General features: G+C 41.2%; 18 protein-coding genes. 14 read left to right on the forward strand and 4 right to left on the reverse strand.

The genetic code is table 11. The annotated features are described in order from the left end of the window. The first annotated feature begins 2 nt into the window (after positions 1-2). The 4 genes from FHS10_RS15960 (at position 3) to FHS10_RS15975 (ending at position 4,778) form a co-directional block, all read left to right on the forward strand. On the forward strand, positions 3-1,673 hold the full coding sequence (locus FHS10_RS15960; RefSeq protein WP_259092264.1) for a PAS domain-containing sensor histidine kinase: 1,671 nt from the start codon (positions 3-5) through the stop codon (positions 1,671-1,673). Between the two features lie 221 nt (positions 1,674-1,894). Beyond that, the gene (locus tag FHS10_RS15965) at positions 1,895-2,671 is read left to right on the forward strand and encodes an enoyl-CoA hydratase/isomerase family protein (protein WP_259092266.1); all 777 of its coding nucleotides are present in this window, start codon (positions 1,895-1,897) and stop codon (positions 2,669-2,671) included. A 42-nt stretch (positions 2,672-2,713) separates the two neighbouring features. Then, positions 2,714-2,947, forward strand: coding sequence for a hypothetical protein (locus tag FHS10_RS15970; RefSeq protein WP_259092268.1), 234 nt, complete (start codon positions 2,714-2,716; stop codon positions 2,945-2,947). Positions 2,948-3,095: 148 nt separating this feature from the next. Beyond that, positions 3,096-4,778, forward strand: a complete 1,683-nt coding sequence (locus FHS10_RS15975; protein WP_259092270.1) for a MutS-related protein — start codon at positions 3,096-3,098, stop codon at positions 4,776-4,778. A 3-nt stretch (positions 4,779-4,781) separates the two neighbouring features. Here FHS10_RS15975 and FHS10_RS15980 read toward each other — a convergent pair whose 3' ends face one another. Then, the gene (locus FHS10_RS15980; RefSeq protein WP_259092271.1) at positions 4,782-5,075 is read right to left on the reverse strand and encodes a chaperone modulator CbpM; all 294 of its coding nucleotides are present in this window, start codon (positions 5,073-5,075) and stop codon (positions 4,782-4,784) included. A gap of 6 nt (positions 5,076-5,081) precedes the next feature. Further along, positions 5,082-5,987 (reverse strand): DnaJ C-terminal domain-containing protein, encoded by a 906-nt coding sequence (locus FHS10_RS15985; RefSeq protein WP_259092274.1) that lies wholly within the window; start codon positions 5,985-5,987, stop codon positions 5,082-5,084. Between the two features lie 170 nt (positions 5,988-6,157). Here FHS10_RS15985 and FHS10_RS15990 point away from each other — a divergent pair, with 170 nt between their 5' ends. The 3 genes from FHS10_RS15990 to FHS10_RS16000 all read left to right on the forward strand — a co-directional run bounded on the left by FHS10_RS15990 (position 6,158) and on the right by FHS10_RS16000 (position 8,729). After that, a complete protein-coding gene (locus FHS10_RS15990) occupies positions 6,158-6,493 on the forward strand; it encodes a cupin domain-containing protein (RefSeq protein ID WP_259092277.1) in 336 nt (111 codons plus the stop codon). Between the two features lie 173 nt (positions 6,494-6,666). Continuing rightward, positions 6,667-7,971: an MFS transporter gene (locus FHS10_RS15995; protein WP_259092279.1), complete on the forward strand. Its 1,305-nt coding sequence runs from the start codon at positions 6,667-6,669 to the stop codon at positions 7,969-7,971. A gap of 29 nt (positions 7,972-8,000) precedes the next feature. Continuing rightward, positions 8,001-8,729: a (Fe-S)-binding protein gene (locus tag FHS10_RS16000; RefSeq protein ID WP_259092282.1), complete on the forward strand. Its 729-nt coding sequence runs from the start codon at positions 8,001-8,003 to the stop codon at positions 8,727-8,729. 49 nt (positions 8,730-8,778) lie between these two features. Here the strand turns inward: FHS10_RS16000 and FHS10_RS16005 are convergent, their stop codons facing one another. Next, positions 8,779-9,897 (reverse strand): hypothetical protein, encoded by a 1,119-nt coding sequence (locus tag FHS10_RS16005; protein ID WP_259092284.1) that lies wholly within the window; start codon positions 9,895-9,897, stop codon positions 8,779-8,781. A gap of 136 nt (positions 9,898-10,033) precedes the next feature. Here FHS10_RS16005 and FHS10_RS16010 point away from each other — a divergent pair, with 136 nt between their 5' ends. The 7 genes from FHS10_RS16010 (at position 10,034) to FHS10_RS16040 (ending at position 14,970) form a co-directional block, all read left to right on the forward strand. Next, positions 10,034-10,198: a hypothetical protein gene (locus tag FHS10_RS16010; RefSeq protein WP_259092287.1), complete on the forward strand. Its 165-nt coding sequence runs from the start codon at positions 10,034-10,036 to the stop codon at positions 10,196-10,198. A gap of 5 nt (positions 10,199-10,203) precedes the next feature. Continuing rightward, entirely contained in the window at positions 10,204-10,683 is a 480-nt protein-coding gene (locus FHS10_RS16015) for a hypothetical protein (protein WP_259092289.1), read from the forward strand. A gap of 159 nt (positions 10,684-10,842) precedes the next feature. After that, on the forward strand, positions 10,843-12,768 hold the full coding sequence (thrS, locus tag FHS10_RS16020; protein ID WP_259092304.1) for a threonine--tRNA ligase: 1,926 nt from the start codon (positions 10,843-10,845) through the stop codon (positions 12,766-12,768). Position 12,769: 1 nt separating this feature from the next. After that, the gene (gene infC / locus FHS10_RS16025) at positions 12,770-13,336 is read left to right on the forward strand and encodes a translation initiation factor IF-3 (protein ID WP_259092311.1); all 567 of its coding nucleotides are present in this window, start codon (positions 12,770-12,772) and stop codon (positions 13,334-13,336) included. Positions 13,337-13,430: 94 nt separating this feature from the next. Further along, positions 13,431-13,631 carry a 50S ribosomal protein L35 gene (gene rpmI, locus FHS10_RS16030; RefSeq protein WP_174313688.1) on the forward strand — a complete coding sequence of 67 codons (201 nt, stop codon included), beginning with the start codon at positions 13,431-13,433 and terminating at the stop codon, positions 13,629-13,631. A gap of 79 nt (positions 13,632-13,710) precedes the next feature. Beyond that, entirely contained in the window at positions 13,711-14,055 is a 345-nt protein-coding gene (rplT, locus tag FHS10_RS16035; protein WP_259092314.1) for a 50S ribosomal protein L20, read from the forward strand. Between the two features lie 246 nt (positions 14,056-14,301). Continuing rightward, positions 14,302-14,970 carry a LuxR C-terminal-related transcriptional regulator gene (locus FHS10_RS16040; RefSeq protein ID WP_259092322.1) on the forward strand — a complete coding sequence of 223 codons (669 nt, stop codon included), beginning with the start codon at positions 14,302-14,304 and terminating at the stop codon, positions 14,968-14,970. Between the two features lie 97 nt (positions 14,971-15,067). Here the strand turns inward: FHS10_RS16040 and FHS10_RS16045 are convergent, their stop codons facing one another. Then, positions 15,068-15,808 carry an SRPBCC family protein gene (locus tag FHS10_RS16045; protein WP_259092334.1) on the reverse strand — a complete coding sequence of 247 codons (741 nt, stop codon included), beginning with the start codon at positions 15,806-15,808 and terminating at the stop codon, positions 15,068-15,070. Positions 15,809-15,842: the final 34 nt, after the last annotated feature.

Genomic DNA, 15,842 nt, shown 5'->3' on the forward strand with positions numbered 1-15,842 from the left:
AAATGGATACTGCCAGATTAACATATGAAGAGCTTTTAGCTCAGCATCGCGAGCTCCGTTTTCAGTTGGAGGAAGCAAACGATACTATTGATGCTATCCGCAATGGGCAGGTAGACGCACTTATTGTTAAGGGCGATGAAGGGCATCAACTGTACACCCTTAAAACAGCCGACCAAACGTACCGCGTTTTTATTGAAAAAATGAACGAAGGGGCGGTTACGCTCAATCGCGGAGGGATGATCCTTTACAGCAATTCGCGTTTTGCAACAATGATGGGCCTGCCGCTTGAAAAAGTAATCGGTTTAACTTTTGAAACCTTCGTACCCGAGCTATCTGCAGAAAAATTCCAGGAAGTTATCAATAATGGCTGGGAGGAAGATTGCAAGGGTGAGATTCTGTTAATTAATAAAAACGGATTGTTTTTACCATGTTTATTATCGTGTACCACCCTTGATCTTGACGAAGGATTGTCGCTCAGTTTGATCCTTACCGATCTCACCACACAAAAAGAAGCTGAGTGGGAGTTAAAAGTTAAAAACGACGAACTAATAGCCGCCCATGCCGAAACTGAAAAGTTAAACAATCAACTGGAAGATACTGTAAGAGAGCGAACTAAAGATCTTTTGATAAGTAGGGAGCACTTTAAATTACTGGCCAACAATATCCCTCAAATGGCATGGACAAACCTGCCGGATGGCGAAATTGATTTTTATAATCAACAATGGTACCATTACACCGGCTTGCGTTTTGGCGATAGAGCAGGATGGGGGTGGCAGCGTGTTGTTCATCCCGATGACCTGCAATCCACATTAAAAAAATATGAATATTCTTTAAAAACCGGACAGACCTTTGAGATAGAGAACCGTTATCGTTGCTGGGATGGCGTTTACCGCTGGCATCTGAACAGGGCGGTGCCTTTAAAGGACGACCAGGGCGCGATTATTTTTTGGGTTGGCACGGCAACCGATATTGAGGATCAAAAAAGAGAAATGGAGCGTAAGGATGAATTTATTGGTGTAGCCAGTCATGAACTTAAAACACCGCTAACCAGTCTTAAGGGTTATATACAGCTCATTGGAGCCTATAAAAAAGAGCCTGTACCGGCAATTGTAAATCAGTATGTTGGGAAAGCCAGTGTGGCACTCAACAAATTGCAGCGATTGGTAGATGACCTGCTTGATGTAAGTAAGATTCACGCAGGCAGGCTGGAGTATGCTTTAACCGAAGTTGACCTTACCGGGCTTGTGGCCATTGCCGTCGAAAACTCAAGACATATTTATCCCTCATACGAGTTTGATAATCAAACAAATGAACATTATCATTTAAATGTTATTTGTAATGCGGAGCGACTGGAGCAGGTGATCATGAACTTTATCAATAACGCGGTAAAATACTCGCAGGTAAATAAAGAGATCATTGTTAAGGCCGAGATGCGCAACGAGTTGGTGCGTGTATCTGTTACCGATTTTGGCATCGGGTTATCACCAGAGCAAAAAGAAAAGATTTTTGAGCGTTTTTACAGGGTTGAAGATCAGAAATTTATGACCAGCGGTTTGGGTATGGGACTTTATATTAGTACCGAGATCATCAATAACCACAAAGGTAAAATAGGGGTTGAAAGCGAACTGGGTAAAGGATCTACCTTTTACTTTGAATTGCCGTTATTATTTTAAGCGGTATAATGTTTACGGGGGCGAACGCATCTAAATAGTAGTGTTAACCTTGTTAAAATATAAAATGTTCATTATCAGCTATTTGTAAAGTATATATCTGAAATGTGTTAAGTTATGTTAACCCAATTAGATGCGTTTGCCCTGATAATCTTTACTCAAAAATTGCAGGAGCATTAAATACTTCTGATATTGGCATACATCATTCTGTAAACCTTTAAAACATGCCAACTACCCAGAACGGAAATGTATCTGTTGTTGTAAGCTTCAATGGTGTAGCAACCATCAGCTTTTATCATCCTGCGCAAAATTCGCTCCCTGCCAATTTATTGCAACAGCTTACCCAAAGTATAGATGAGGTGGGAGCCAGGGCTGATGTGCGCGTAATCATCTTAAAAAGCGATGGCGACCGCACTTTTTGTGCCGGTGCCAGCTTTGATGAATTATTGCAGATTAAAGATAAAGAAACAGGTGCCCGCTTCTTTTCGGGCTTTGCAAGCGTGATCAACGCCTGCCGGAAATCGTCTAAAATAATTATCGCACGTGTACAGGGCAAAGCAGTGGGCGGTGGTGTGGGTTTGGCCAGCGCTGCCGATTATTGTTTGGCTACGCAGTTTGCAGCCGTTAAATTAAGTGAACTGGCCATAGGAATAGGGCCGTTTGTAATATCGCCGGCTGTAACCCGTAAAATTGGCCTGTCTGCCTTTTCTCAATTAACTATACGGGCTGCAGATTTCCAAACCGCGCAATGGGCCAGGGACAACGGCTTATACAATGAGGTTTATGATGATATTGCCGCCCTTGATTTGGCCCTTGATGAGCTTTCTGAACGGTTGGCGTCTTATCACCCCAATGCCTTAACAGGGCTCAAACAAATACTTTGGGAAGGAACAGAAAACTGGGATGAGCTATTGAAACAGCGGGCGGCGACAAGCGGTGAGTTGGTGCTATCTGAATTTACCCAAAAAGCGTTGCACCAATTTTTAGGCGGCAAAAGATAGATCATCAAAATAAAACATAAAAAAGCCCATCTTACTATAAAGATGGGCTTTTTTATTACCAACGGCGATAATGCCTGTAAGCTGGATAATACGGCCTGTGATGATATGGGCGATAGTAATTCCGGGCAACATAATAACGTGGTTCTCCGTAATAAACCGGGCGGGCATAATAAGTTTCGCGGGGATAATAACCGGGATAGTAGTTATCAACAATTACATGGCGGTGCGGGTAATGATAACCAAAAGACGCGCCGATTGAAATACTTTGAGCTTTAACCAACTGAAATGAAAACAATAGTAAAAACGCTATAACTGAAATTTTTAGGAGTTTCATCGCTTGAAAAATTAAGTTAATAATTTTGTTTATTACAACTATTGACGGCGAAATAAACCTTAGGTTTAAACCTTTTTTATAAATTTAAACATGTATTATTTTTTATTCACGCTGATAGTTTTAGCCATTGTGCTAACCATTTCATACATAGTATCATACTTTGGAAAATTGCGTGCCAGGGAAAGAAACCTGGATAAAATAAAAAACAAATGGGCCAAACCGGTAAGCTCAAAGCGTAATTTCGACCTGATAAAAATTTATCTTGATGCAGATTACAGTCCTCAAAAGCTTTCTGATATAACAGCAAAAGACCTCGACCTGAATAGCGTTTTCAACTACATTGACAGGACTAATTCAAAACCCGGAAAACAATACCTGTACAAAAAACTACACCTGCCACAAACATCGCCTGATACACTGCTACAGCTTGATGAACGGATAGGTATAGTTAACGCAGATACGCCAAACCGCGAATTGATAGAGCTTGAACTTTCAAAGCTTAACCATACTAATGCTTATCAAATTCCAAACCTGTTTTTAAAGGTCCATGAGCCACTTTTTGCACCGGTAATGGATATTTATATCAAGATTGTTCCTTATTTGATCTTAGCCGCGGTTGTTTCGCTCCTTATTATACCCAACACAATAAGCCTGGTTGTTTTGGCGGTTCTATTTGGATACAATGTGATCTTTCATTTTGCCAGCAAGAAAAAAACTACGGGTTATTCAGCCTCGTTACCCCAGTTATTAATTATGCATAAGGTGGCCGTATGGCTGGTAAAAAACGCTAAAACCGGTAATACAGATGATATTAAAAAAAGCCTGGTCAATTTAGTAGGCCTCAAAAGATCATTAAGCGTAGTGAATTTTGAAAGCGAACTGGTTATTGATTCCGGTTCGCCAGGTTACGCGGTTTTTCAGTTGATAAAAACGCTTTTTTTGCTTGAACCACATATTTATACCAATTCGATTAAGCACATTGGCCGGTATAGAGACGACATTGAAAAGGTATATAATTTTGTAGCCGAAATTGATGTGTTGATAGCTATACAATCGGTAAGAGAAGGCCTGCCATTTTATAACAAGCCCGGGTTTATTGATCAGAATGCGAAAATGGAGATCACTGACCTTTTCCATCCATTGATAGAAAGGTGTGTGCCTAATTCACTTTACACAAGGGCCGATAGGGGGGCTTTAATCACCGGCTCAAACATGTCGGGCAAAACAACATTTATAAAGGCTATAGCTATTAATACCTTGCTTGCTCAAACACTTTTTACCAGTTGTGCCAAGGCTTACAAAGCACCATTTCTTAAAATTCAAACCAGCATTAAGATAACTGATAGTATTGAGGAGCAGCAAAGTTTTTTCCAGGCCCAGGCATCAGCAATATTGAACATTGTTGAAGGCAGCAGCAGCGCCGAAGAAATAAAAAGCCTGGTAATTATAGATGAAATATTTAGGGGAACCAACACCATCGAGCGCATAGCGGCCGCTAAATCGGTATTATCATACATAACAGCCAACGATAACTTTGTATTTGTATCAACCCATGATCTGGAGTTGGCGGAGTTGTTGGATGAAGATTTTGCTATCTACTCGTTTGAAGATTCCAAATCGGGCCGAACATTGGTATTTGATTACAAGTTGAAAGAAGGCCTTTTAAAAAGTAAAAACGGCATTGCCATACTGGCTTCGATGGGATATCCCGAATCGGTTATTGAAGATGCCCATATTGTAAGCGAACGAATGATGTTGAAGTATATGGAATAACTGCTATTCCTCCTCGTATATCCTCAATCTGTTATGCATGCCAATTAGCTTTTGTTGCATTTGCTCCATGCGGTCAAGCAGGTGTGTGATGGCTTCAATACCGGCAACGTTAATATCAAGCTGATGCAAACTAATCATCTTCTCCAATTTCTGTAGTTCTGTTTCGGGGATGAAAGTATCATTGCTCTTTATCATAACACTCACTAAACCTGCCTGTTGTAACGAATTGATAAACGTATTATCTACATTGTGGTAAACGCAAAATTCACGCACAGTTATCAAATGTTCTGTTTTCATAATTGATCAGGATTTTGACAGTTCTTCAAACAATTGCTTTTGCTTATCGGTAAGGTTAACAGGTATTTGAATATCGTAGGTAATAAAAAGATCACCAGATTCATTTTCCTTTTTGTACACTGGCATGCCTTTTCCTTTTAGCTTCACCTTGGTGCCATTTTGAGTTTCGGGCTTTACTTTAACCTTTACTTTGCCGGTAGGGGTTTCTACCATGAGCTCGCCACCAAGCACCGCCGTATACAAATCAAGTTTTATGGTATTGTATAAATTTGCGCCATCACGTTTAAAACGGGCATCGGCAGGAATATTAAATTTGATAAATAAGTCGCCGGCCGGGCCACCGTTTGTACCCGCGCCACCGTGCCCCGCAATTTTTATGGTTTGACCATTCTCAATCCCGGCCGGTATTGTAATCCGGATATTTTTACCATTAACTGTTAGCGTTTGCTTATGGGTTTGTAAAGTATCCTGTAAATTGAGCTGAAACTCGGCATTCAGATCCTGGCCGCGATAACCGGTGCGCCTGCCACCACCAGCACTACCTGCACCACCAAACATAGATTGAAAAAAGTCGGAAAAGTCTTCGCCGCCACCAAAACCTCCGCCAAAGCCTTCAAATCCGCCAGGCCCGCCATTATTGTTTTGCCGGCTTTGTTGTTGCCTGCTTTGCTGTTCGTAAGCTTCGCCATGTTGCCAGTTCTCGCCGTATTTATCGTACTTTTTACGTTTTTCGGGATCGCTTAAAACCTCATTGGCTTCGTTTATTTCCTGGAACTTTTTATTTGCTTCGGTATTGTTAGGATTAAGGTCGGGGTGATATTTACGGGCCTGTTTACGATAAGCGTTTTTAATGTCTTTATCGGTAGCTGCTTTATCTATACCCAGTATTTTATAATAGTCAATAAAGGCCATGGAGAATGTATGTGTAGCTGATATAATAACCCCATAAAGATAGCATGGTTTTAAAAAATTATGGCAATACCGTTGTAATTAAAAGATTGTGCTGGTATTTCTAAGTTTTGATACTTGAACAAAGGCAATATTTAGTGAGACTATAGGTATTTAAGATGTAAATTAGCCGGATGGAAAACAAAATATTCAATCACTTTGCCGATATCCCAACCAGGGAAATAGCACCCGGTTTCTTCTCCAAACTTATCCATACCCAAAACAACACCATTAATTTTATTGAGGTAAAAGCAGGCTGTTCATTACAATTGCACCAGCATGTTCATGAACAGTCGTCATTTGTTATTGAAGGGCAGTTTGAACTTACCATAGCCGGGGTTCCGCAGGTTTTAGATTCGGGTATGTACGCATTGATACCCCAAAATGTGATACATGGTGGCAGGGCAATTACAGATTGTAAACTCATAGATGTGTTTAGCCCGGTACGGGAAGATTATAGATTTGTGTAACACCATCCCCATATTATCGCAGGCTTCAAAATATTGCGACTATAATCAAATTAGCCTTAGTCCAATATTGTTGTAACTCGCTACCATGCGATCTTTTGTTTTCTGCGCCATAATCCTGCCTTGATTCTTGACTCTTAATTCTTGATTCTTTTTTACCTACTTTTATCTTATCAATGGAAACCAAAAACAACAAGAAAACCATCCGGGCCTGGGCTTTTTTCGATTGGGCAAATTCGGCCTACAACCTGGTTATCACTTCAACTATCTTTCCGGCTTATTACGTGGCCATTACCTCAAATTCCAAAAATGGCGATAGGGTAATGTTTTTCGGTAAAAGCTTTGTTAATACAGCTTTATCTGACTATGCCCTTGCGGCGGCTTACCTGGTAATGGTGTTTTTGCTACCTATACTATCATCTATTGCCGATTATAAGGGAAATAAGAAAATCTTTATGCAGTTTTTTACCATTATTGGTTCGCTGTCGTGCTGTGCCTTGTTCTTTTTTACAAAAGATACTTTAGAGATGGGCATCATCGCTTTTGCCCTGGCGGCCATCGGCTATAGTGGCGGTTTTGTTTTTTATAATTCCTATCTTCCTGAAATAGCCACGCTTGACATGCAGGATAACGTGAGCGCCAAAGGTTTCACTTACGGCTACATTGGCAGCGTTCTGTTACAGCTCATTTGCTTTTTGTTTGTGTTAAAACCCGATTTGTTTGGCATTGTAGATAAAAGCTTGCCGGCAAGATTATCATTCCTGCTGGTTGGTTTATGGTGGATAGGTTTTGCTTTAATCCCATTCACAGTATTGCCGAAGGGTAGCCCCAACGCGCAAAGTCATGACCATAATATCATCAAAGGTGGTTTTATTGAGTTAGCGCACGTTTGGCAAAAAGTTAAACAAATGCCTTTACTTAAACGGTTTTTGCCCGCGTTTTTCTTTTACTCTATGGGCCTACAAACCGTAATGCTGGTTGCAACGGGCTTCGCGGCAAAGGTGCTGCATATGGGCTCGCCTGCTTTAATTTCTATCATTTTAATTATTCAGTTGGTGGCCATTGTTGGCGCAAACCTCATGTCACGGCTATCCGGTATCTATGGTAACGTGAGAGTACTTATTGGTACCGTAATCATTTGGATCGGCGTTTGTATAGCAGCTTATTTTACGGCAACCTCCAACCAGTTTTATGTTGTTGCTGTAGTGGTTGGTTTGGTGATGGGAGGCATCCAATCCATGTCGAGATCAACATACTCTAAATACCTGCCAGAAAATATCCCCGATACAGCCTCATTTTTTAGTTTTTATGATGTTACCGAAAAGCTGGCTATTGTGGGCGGTGTATTTAGTTTTGGCTTTATTGAGGAACTAACGGGCAGTCCGCGTAATTCGGTGTTGGTATTAGGTTTATTTTTCATTGTGGGATTGATATTATTGTTTTCTTTGCTGAAAGCTGAAAAAAGCATTCAAAAAATGTAGATTTTAGCGCCAAATAATTTTTGTGCCGAATGAAGATAGAGTTATTTGTACCATGTTTCGTCGATCAGCTATTTCCGGATACCGCTTTTAATACCATCAAAGTGCTTGAAAAAGCAGGTTGTAAGGTAAGCTTTAACCCCAACCAGACTTGTTGCGGTCAGCCTGCATTCAATGCCGGTTTCTGGGACGATGCCAAAGCGGTAGGCAGTAAGTTTTTGAACGATTTTTCGGAAGATAGCGTGATCATCACCCCATCAGCCTCATGTACAGGCATGGTTAAAAATTATTATAACGATCTGTTCACCAACACGGCGCTGCATAATAAATGCAGGGCCATACAGGGTAACATTTATGAACTATCAGATTTTTTGGTAAATATCCTGCAGTTTGATTACTTCGGTGCCGAACTGGATGGAAAAGCTGTATATCATGATAGCTGCGCCGCCCTGCGCGAATGTAAGATCAGGACCGAGCCACGGCAACTGCTCTCAAAAGTATTGGGACTTGAATTGCTCGAACTAAAAGACAACGAAACCTGCTGCGGTTTTGGTGGTACTTTTGCCGTTAAATTTGATGGCATCTCCACAGCTATGGCCCAGCAAAAGGTAGATAACGCCCTTTCCGCTGGTGCAGAGTATATTATCTCTACAGACGTTTCATGTTTAATGCACCTGCAAAGCTATATCGATAAAAATAGCCTGCCAATAACTACCATTCACCTTGCCGACGTGTTGGCGCTGGGATGGGGAAATGTGTGATGTTTTGATTTCGGAATTGAGAATTTCGCATTTATTGTCTGTTTCTGTTTTACTTTCCTACCCTTATCAACTCCATTCGCATGGTATCGCTGTAATACATCATATCCCAGTGCATGGTTCTGCCATCGTAATCGCGTATTTTGGCTTTAATGGTATCTGTGCGCGGGGCGTTGTAAAATTCTATATTGAATGTCTTTTTAAAGGCATTGTATTGATACGCTGACCGCCAGGCTCGTTCTTCTTCAAAAATATAGGGATTAGATGAAAACTCCATGTACCCAAATTGCTCTATGTAGATATTGCTCCAGGCACGTGGGTTATTGAGCCATTCATTTGGCTCATAATGTTTGCCATTGCGTGTTATAGCTGTAACCTTCCATTTACCCTCAAAGCCCGATGATGGAAATTTTGATGAGATATTAAAAATGCAAAAAAAGGCAAGTCCAATACACATAACCTTTAATAATGGCCTTATCAAAGTCAATTTAACCATTGGCAAATTACCGGCTTTTTGAAAGAGCAGTATTTTAAGATCTGACCATCGCAACATTAACAGGTAGGTTAGCCCGGCTGTAATGATCAATGAATTTATAAATGCTCCCGCATCAATGCTGTAAAAAATATTGATGAACACAATGTTCACCATCACCGGTAAAAGCGTGAACATACCTGCTAAGGTTGTGCGCCTGAAAAGTAACAATATGCCGCCGCCAATTTGGATACATCCTAAAATAACGGCAAATGTATAGGAGTGGCCAAAGTAATTCCAGGTTAACTCGAAGCCATTTAAGCTTCCTACCGGGATATCCAGCCTGCTGTAAACTGTGGCAAATTGTGTTTGCAGAATTTTTGCAAAACCGTACACCGAAACTTCAAACGCAAGAAAATAACGCATAATGCCCTGCAGCCAGGCATGCTTAATACCCCAGTTAAAACCCGGGGCTTTCTCTTTACGATGCCAGTAAGTGGCATAGGCTAATGCTGTTAATACGATAAATCCTCCTGTGTATAAAAATAATTTAATGTAAAAGGTTTCATCAAGGTTATCCCGGTATGGCACAAAAGAGGTGTACACCATATGAAAAGTAACAGCAAGCGCTATATACAAATACAGGCATTCAAAAAACTTATTAAACCAGCAGGAGCGGGGTGTTGTGTTTTCGGGCATAGGTTTTAATTTCTTTCCACGTCTAATATCAGGTAATTTTATCAAAACGGTGTTATCCCATTAACAAAGAACGCCGTGTATTTGATATTGGCGTAGATTTGCATAAATTTGATGTAATTGTGAAATATATTGTGTGATGGAAAAAAGCAAGCAATCATTTACCTTGGCCGAATTAGAACTTTTGAAAGAAGGCCTAAAAAGAAGCTACAAAGAGCGTTTTGAAATGGCCACCCGATTGTATAAAATACAACAGACCATGAACAAGGCATCAATATCGCACAAGCCATTTATCAATAAATAACCTGCGTGGATATTTTTGACGAAGAAATACTTAATTTTTGGAGGGCGCTTCAGGAATGTGATGTACAATATATCATGATCGGCGGCTATGCAACTAATTTACATGGCTATCAGCGCTTTACCGGAGACCTTGACATTTGGCTTAATGATACCCTCGAAAATCGACGGCGATTACGGAAGGCTTTTGTAAAATGCGACATGGGTGATTATCCGATGATCGAGCAAATGCAATTTGTACCGGACTGGACCGACTTTCACCTGAATAATGGTTTGCGAGTGGATATCCTCGTTGAGATGAAGGGACTGGAAGGATACACATTTGATGAATGCTTACAAATGGCCTCTATTGCTGACATCGAAAATGTTAACATTCCTTTTTTACACATAAATCAATTGATAGCGAACAAAAAAGTTGTAAACCGGCCGAAAGACCAGGTTGATGTGTCTGCACTTGAACAAATACGAAAGTTAAGGGAAGAAAGTTAATTATCACCTCTTTTGACAAGGTAATCACCCTCAATTTCAAAATCGAAATTCCCAATTCCGAAATCATAAAAATAATCCTATTTTTGCCCCACAAAATATATGATCACTTTGTAGGTGATTGTGAAACGTAATTTTATAAACTTTAAATCATAGTTGTAGATGATTAGTATTACTCTCCCCGATGGGTCCGTTCGTCAGTACGACAAGGGAATCACTTCCGCACAGATCGCGTTGTCGATCTCTGAAGGATTAGCACGTAATGTATTAGCTGCCGAAGTTGATGGCCAGGCTTGGGATGCAAGTCGCCCCATTGAGCAAGACGCGCACGTTAAATTATTAACATGGAACGATGGTTCAGGTAAATCAACTTTCTGGCATTCATCGGCCCACTTAATGGCCGAGGCTTTGGAAGCTTTGTATCCGGGCACCAAATTTGGTATCGGTCCGGCTATTGAAACCGGCTTTTACTATGACGTTGATTTTGGCGACCGTGAGTTCTCGTCAGACGAGTTTAAAAAGATTGAAGACAAGATCATCGAACTGGCCAAAACCAAAGAAGAGTTTATCCGCAAGCCGGTTAGCAAAGCCGATGCTATTGAATATTTTACCGAAAAAGGTGACGAGTACAAGCTGGACCTGATCAAAGATCTTCCTGATGGCTCTATCACTTTTTATAGCCAGGGTAATTTTACCGACCTGTGCCGTGGGCCGCATATCCCCAACACGGGTTTCATTAAATCGGTTAAACTGATGAGTGTTGCCGGTGCCTACTGGCGCGGTGATGAAACACGTAAACAGTTAACCCGTATTTACGCCGTAACTTTCCCTAAAGCCAGCGAGCTTACCGAATACCTGCACATGATTGAGGAAGCTAAAAAGCGCGATCACAGGAAATTGGGAAAAGAGCTGGAACTATTTGCCTTTTCAGAAAAAGTAGGCATGGGCTTGCCTTTGTGGTTGCCAAAAGGAACTGCCTTGCGCGAACGCCTGCAAAACTTTTTGCAAAAGGCACAGGTTAAAGCCGGCTATGAACAGGTAATTACACCGCATATCGGTCATAAAAACCTGTATGTAACATCGGGCCATTATGAAAAATATGGTGCCGATTCGTTTCAGCCTATAAAAACCCCGCAGGAGGGAGAGGAGTTCTTTTTAAAACCAATGAACTGCCCGCACCACTGCGAGATCTATAAAACAAAACCACGTTCATATAAGGATTTGCCTGTTCGTTTTGCAGAATTTGGTACCGTATACCGTTACGAGCAAAGCGGCGAGCTGCATGGTTTAACCCGCGTACGGGGCTTTACACAGGATGATGCCCACTTATTTTGCCGTCCAGACCAGGTTAAGGAAGAATTTAAAAAGGTAATTGACCTGGTGTTATATGTATTTAAGGCGTTAGGCTTTGAAAACTATACCGCACAGGTTTCCCTGCGCGATCCGGAAAATAAAGCCAAATACATCGGTACTGATGAAAATTGGGCTTTAGCCGAAAGCGCGATCATTGAGGCTGCTGCCGAAAAAGGTTTAAGCACTGTTGTTGAATTGGGCGAGGCCGCGTTTTATGGCCCCAAACTCGATTTTATGGTGAAGGATGCCTTAGGCCGCAAGTGGCAGTTGGGTACTATCCAGGTAGATTACAACTTACCCGAGCGTTTTGAGCTGGAATACACCGGTAGCGACAACTTAAAACATCGCCCGGTAATGATCCACAGGGCGCCATTTGGGTCGATGGAGCGCTTTATTGCCGTGTTGATTGAGCATTGCGCGGGTAATTTTCCGCTTTGGTTATCTCCTGAGCAATTTATTATCCTGCCGATATCAGAAAAATACGAGGAATATGCAAAAAAACTTTCTGATGTGTTAAAAGATTCCGATATTTGCGGGCTGATTGATTTCAGAGACGAGAAGATTGGTCGTAAAATACGCGACGCTGAAGTCAAAAAGATCCCTTATATGCTTATTGTAGGCGAAAAAGAGGCAGCCGAGGGCATGGTTTCTGTAAGGAAACATGGCTTGGGTGATTTAGGTAGTATGAGCATTGAAGATTTTAAAGAACAAATAATTAAAGAAATAAAAGTATAACTTGGCATTAAACAAACCTTTCAATAGAGGACCAAGGCTTCCTTTCAAGAAGAAAGAAGCTGAACACAACATCAATCAATTCATCAGGGCTCAGGAAGTTCGTCTGGTAGGCGACAACGTTGAGCAGGGAATCTTTTCTCTGAGAGATGCACTTGCTATTGCGCAGGAGCAGGAACTTGATCTGGTTGAAATATCTCCAAACGCCGTACCGCCGGTTTGTAAAGTAACGGACTATAACAAGTTCATTTACGAGCAAAAGAAAAAGCTAAAAGAGATCAAGAGCAATGCCAAGCAAACTGTTATCAAAGAGATTCGTTTCGGACCGAACACTGATGACCATGACTTTGAGTTTAAATTAAAGCATGCCATTAAGTTCCTTGAAGCGGGCGAAAAGGTAAGAGCGTACGTACACTTTAAAGGCCGTGCCATTGTATACAAAGAACAAGGCGAGATATTATTGCTGCGTTTTGCACAGGCATTGGAAGAAGTAGGTAAAGTTGAGCAGTTGCCAAAGCTTGAAGGTAAAAGGATGTTTTTAACCCTTGCGCCAAAAACGGCCAAAAAATAATTACAAATGTGGGGCTGTTTATATCACAGATATGTACATCCCGTAAAAATAAAACGTTGAGAAACGTAAATATCTAACACAAATAAATAGAGTTATGCCAAAAATGAAAACCAATTCCAGTGCTAAAAAGCGTTTTAAGCTTACTGGAACCGGTAAAATCGCAAGAAAGAACGCATACAAAAGCCACATCTTAACCAAGATGTCGACAAAACGTAAACGCGCCCTTGGTCACACCAGCTTAGTTTCTAAAGCTGACATGGGTAACGTTAAACGTATGCTTTGTATCGGAAAGTAATTCACAATTTTTTTTAACCAGGTATTAGAGTTTTAAGTTCGGCCACGCAGGCAGGCACTCACTACCAAAAACAAACAACATGCCACGTTCAGTTAACGCAGTAGCGTCGAGAAGACGCAGAAAAAGGATCATGAACCTCGCCAAAGGTTATTGGGGTTCACGCAGCAAGGTTTATACCGTTGCAAAAAATACAGTTGAAAAAGGTTTACAGTACGCTTATCGTGACCGTAAAACCAAGAAAAGAGAATTCAGAGCTTTATGGATCCAACGTATCAACGCTGGTGCCCGTCAGCACGGAATTTCTTACTCTCAGTTAATGGGTAAATTGACAGCTAAAGAAATCGGTTTAAACCGTAAAGTATTGGCCGATTTAGCAATGAACCACCCAGATGCTTTCAAAGCTGTTATTGATGCAGTAAAATAATATCTGTTAAGAGTTTATCTCTTGATTAAAAACGGCCTGGTAATTTTACCAGGCCGTTTTTTTGTGCCGTTTTTTTTATTCTGGTTTATACTGATACAAATGCATCCGGAACATCAATAAACTTGATCGGCAATAATTTAAGTCCAAATTAAATAGCTGATAATGAGGGCACAATCTATGATTACCCCTCATGCGGGTTTAAACACCTTTAATTTTATGCATATTTATAACCTCCTGTTAATCAATATGAAACTATCAAAGGCTATCCAAAATAAAATAAAAGAGTTTGCACCCCATGCCGAACGAATGCCTGGCGTTGTAATTTTGCATTTAGTAGGGGAGTTTCCCGTGGTTTACATGTCGGCAAATGGATTGATGCTCTTGGGTGTTACGCTGCAGCAACTGATAGACCTGGGGCCAGAGTATTACAATCGATTTTTTAATATCGAAGACATGGAAGATTTTCTGCCAAAAATTTCTGCCCTTTTAAATAATAACAAAGCAGGTGAAAGCTTTTCCTACTTTCAGCAGGTAAAATACGCCGGCGAAAAGGAGTGGACCTGGCACATCAGTTCCACCCGCCTTTTTATGTGGGACGATGATGGCAAGCCTTTACTCACCATAACTACAGCCATCCCGATTAACCGCATGAAGCATATTGAGGCTAAAGCCGAGCGTTTGCTCAAGGAAAATAACTTCATCAAAAAACACGTGGCTATTTTTTCTACACTAAGCAACCGGGAAAAAGCGGTATTAAAACAGGTAGCTTTAGGCAAAACATCGGCAGAAGTAGCCGACGAACTTTTTATTTCTGCCGAAACCGCTCAAACCCACCGCCGCAATATTCGCAGCAAATTAAATATTACCAACGCTGTTGAGTTTGCAGAGTATGCCAGGGCGTTTGATTTGATATAGATTTTCTGTGATCCGAGGTGGGGAGTCTGAGGTCTGTGTTTTGATACATTAATACAGACCTCAGAACACCGATGCCAGTTCACAGATAGGATAAAATCTACTCTATCACAATCACCTCTACCTCATCCAGCGCAGCTTCAAAACCGTTGTCAATATCCATGTATTGTTTAAAGTTCTGCACGTCCTGATCTACCATTTTTTTGAAGAGGGGGTTTAATACCTTGGCGATACCGGCACCCACGCCCCCCGCGGGTGGCTGGTAGCTAATCACAATGTCGACCACGGTACCACCATCTATAGAATCCTGGAAACGTACTTTGCCGGCGTTGTTAATTACCGAATCTGGTAACGAACTCCAGCCAATCATTTCATTGGGCTCATCCTTCACAATTTCGGCATGCCAGCTTACGGTGGCTACATCAGCCGGTAGTTTTAATACCCAGTGCGAATATTTAGAGTCAATAACTTCAACACTTTCCAGGTGTTTCATAAACAGGGGCAGGTTATCAAGCTTGCGCCAAAAATTATAAACTTTGTGCCTCGGTTGGTTTACTGTAAATGACGACCGGATGTTTACGTTAATGGGATTGGTTGATAGTTTACCTATGCGTTTGTATAATTCGCAATGCCCGGTAATGCCGCGGTTTAACAGGTAGCCGCCTGCGCCAATTTTTAAAATACTTGAGAAAGGACTCGAAAAGATATTTTTAAAGCCCGACCATCCCAATTTTACACCGCCAACTACAGATGTATAACGTTCGGGCCAGTTCAGGTTTATCCTGTCGTCGCCATATAATGCGGGGTAATTGTCGGTGTATTCAATTATTGTGCTTGCCATATTCAATTTAAATAGGTGTAAAATTTAAACGCCG

The sequence above is a fragment of the Mucilaginibacter dorajii genome (assembly GCF_024808255.1).
Taxonomy (GTDB): domain Bacteria; phylum Bacteroidota; class Bacteroidia; order Sphingobacteriales; family Sphingobacteriaceae; genus Mucilaginibacter; species Mucilaginibacter dorajii.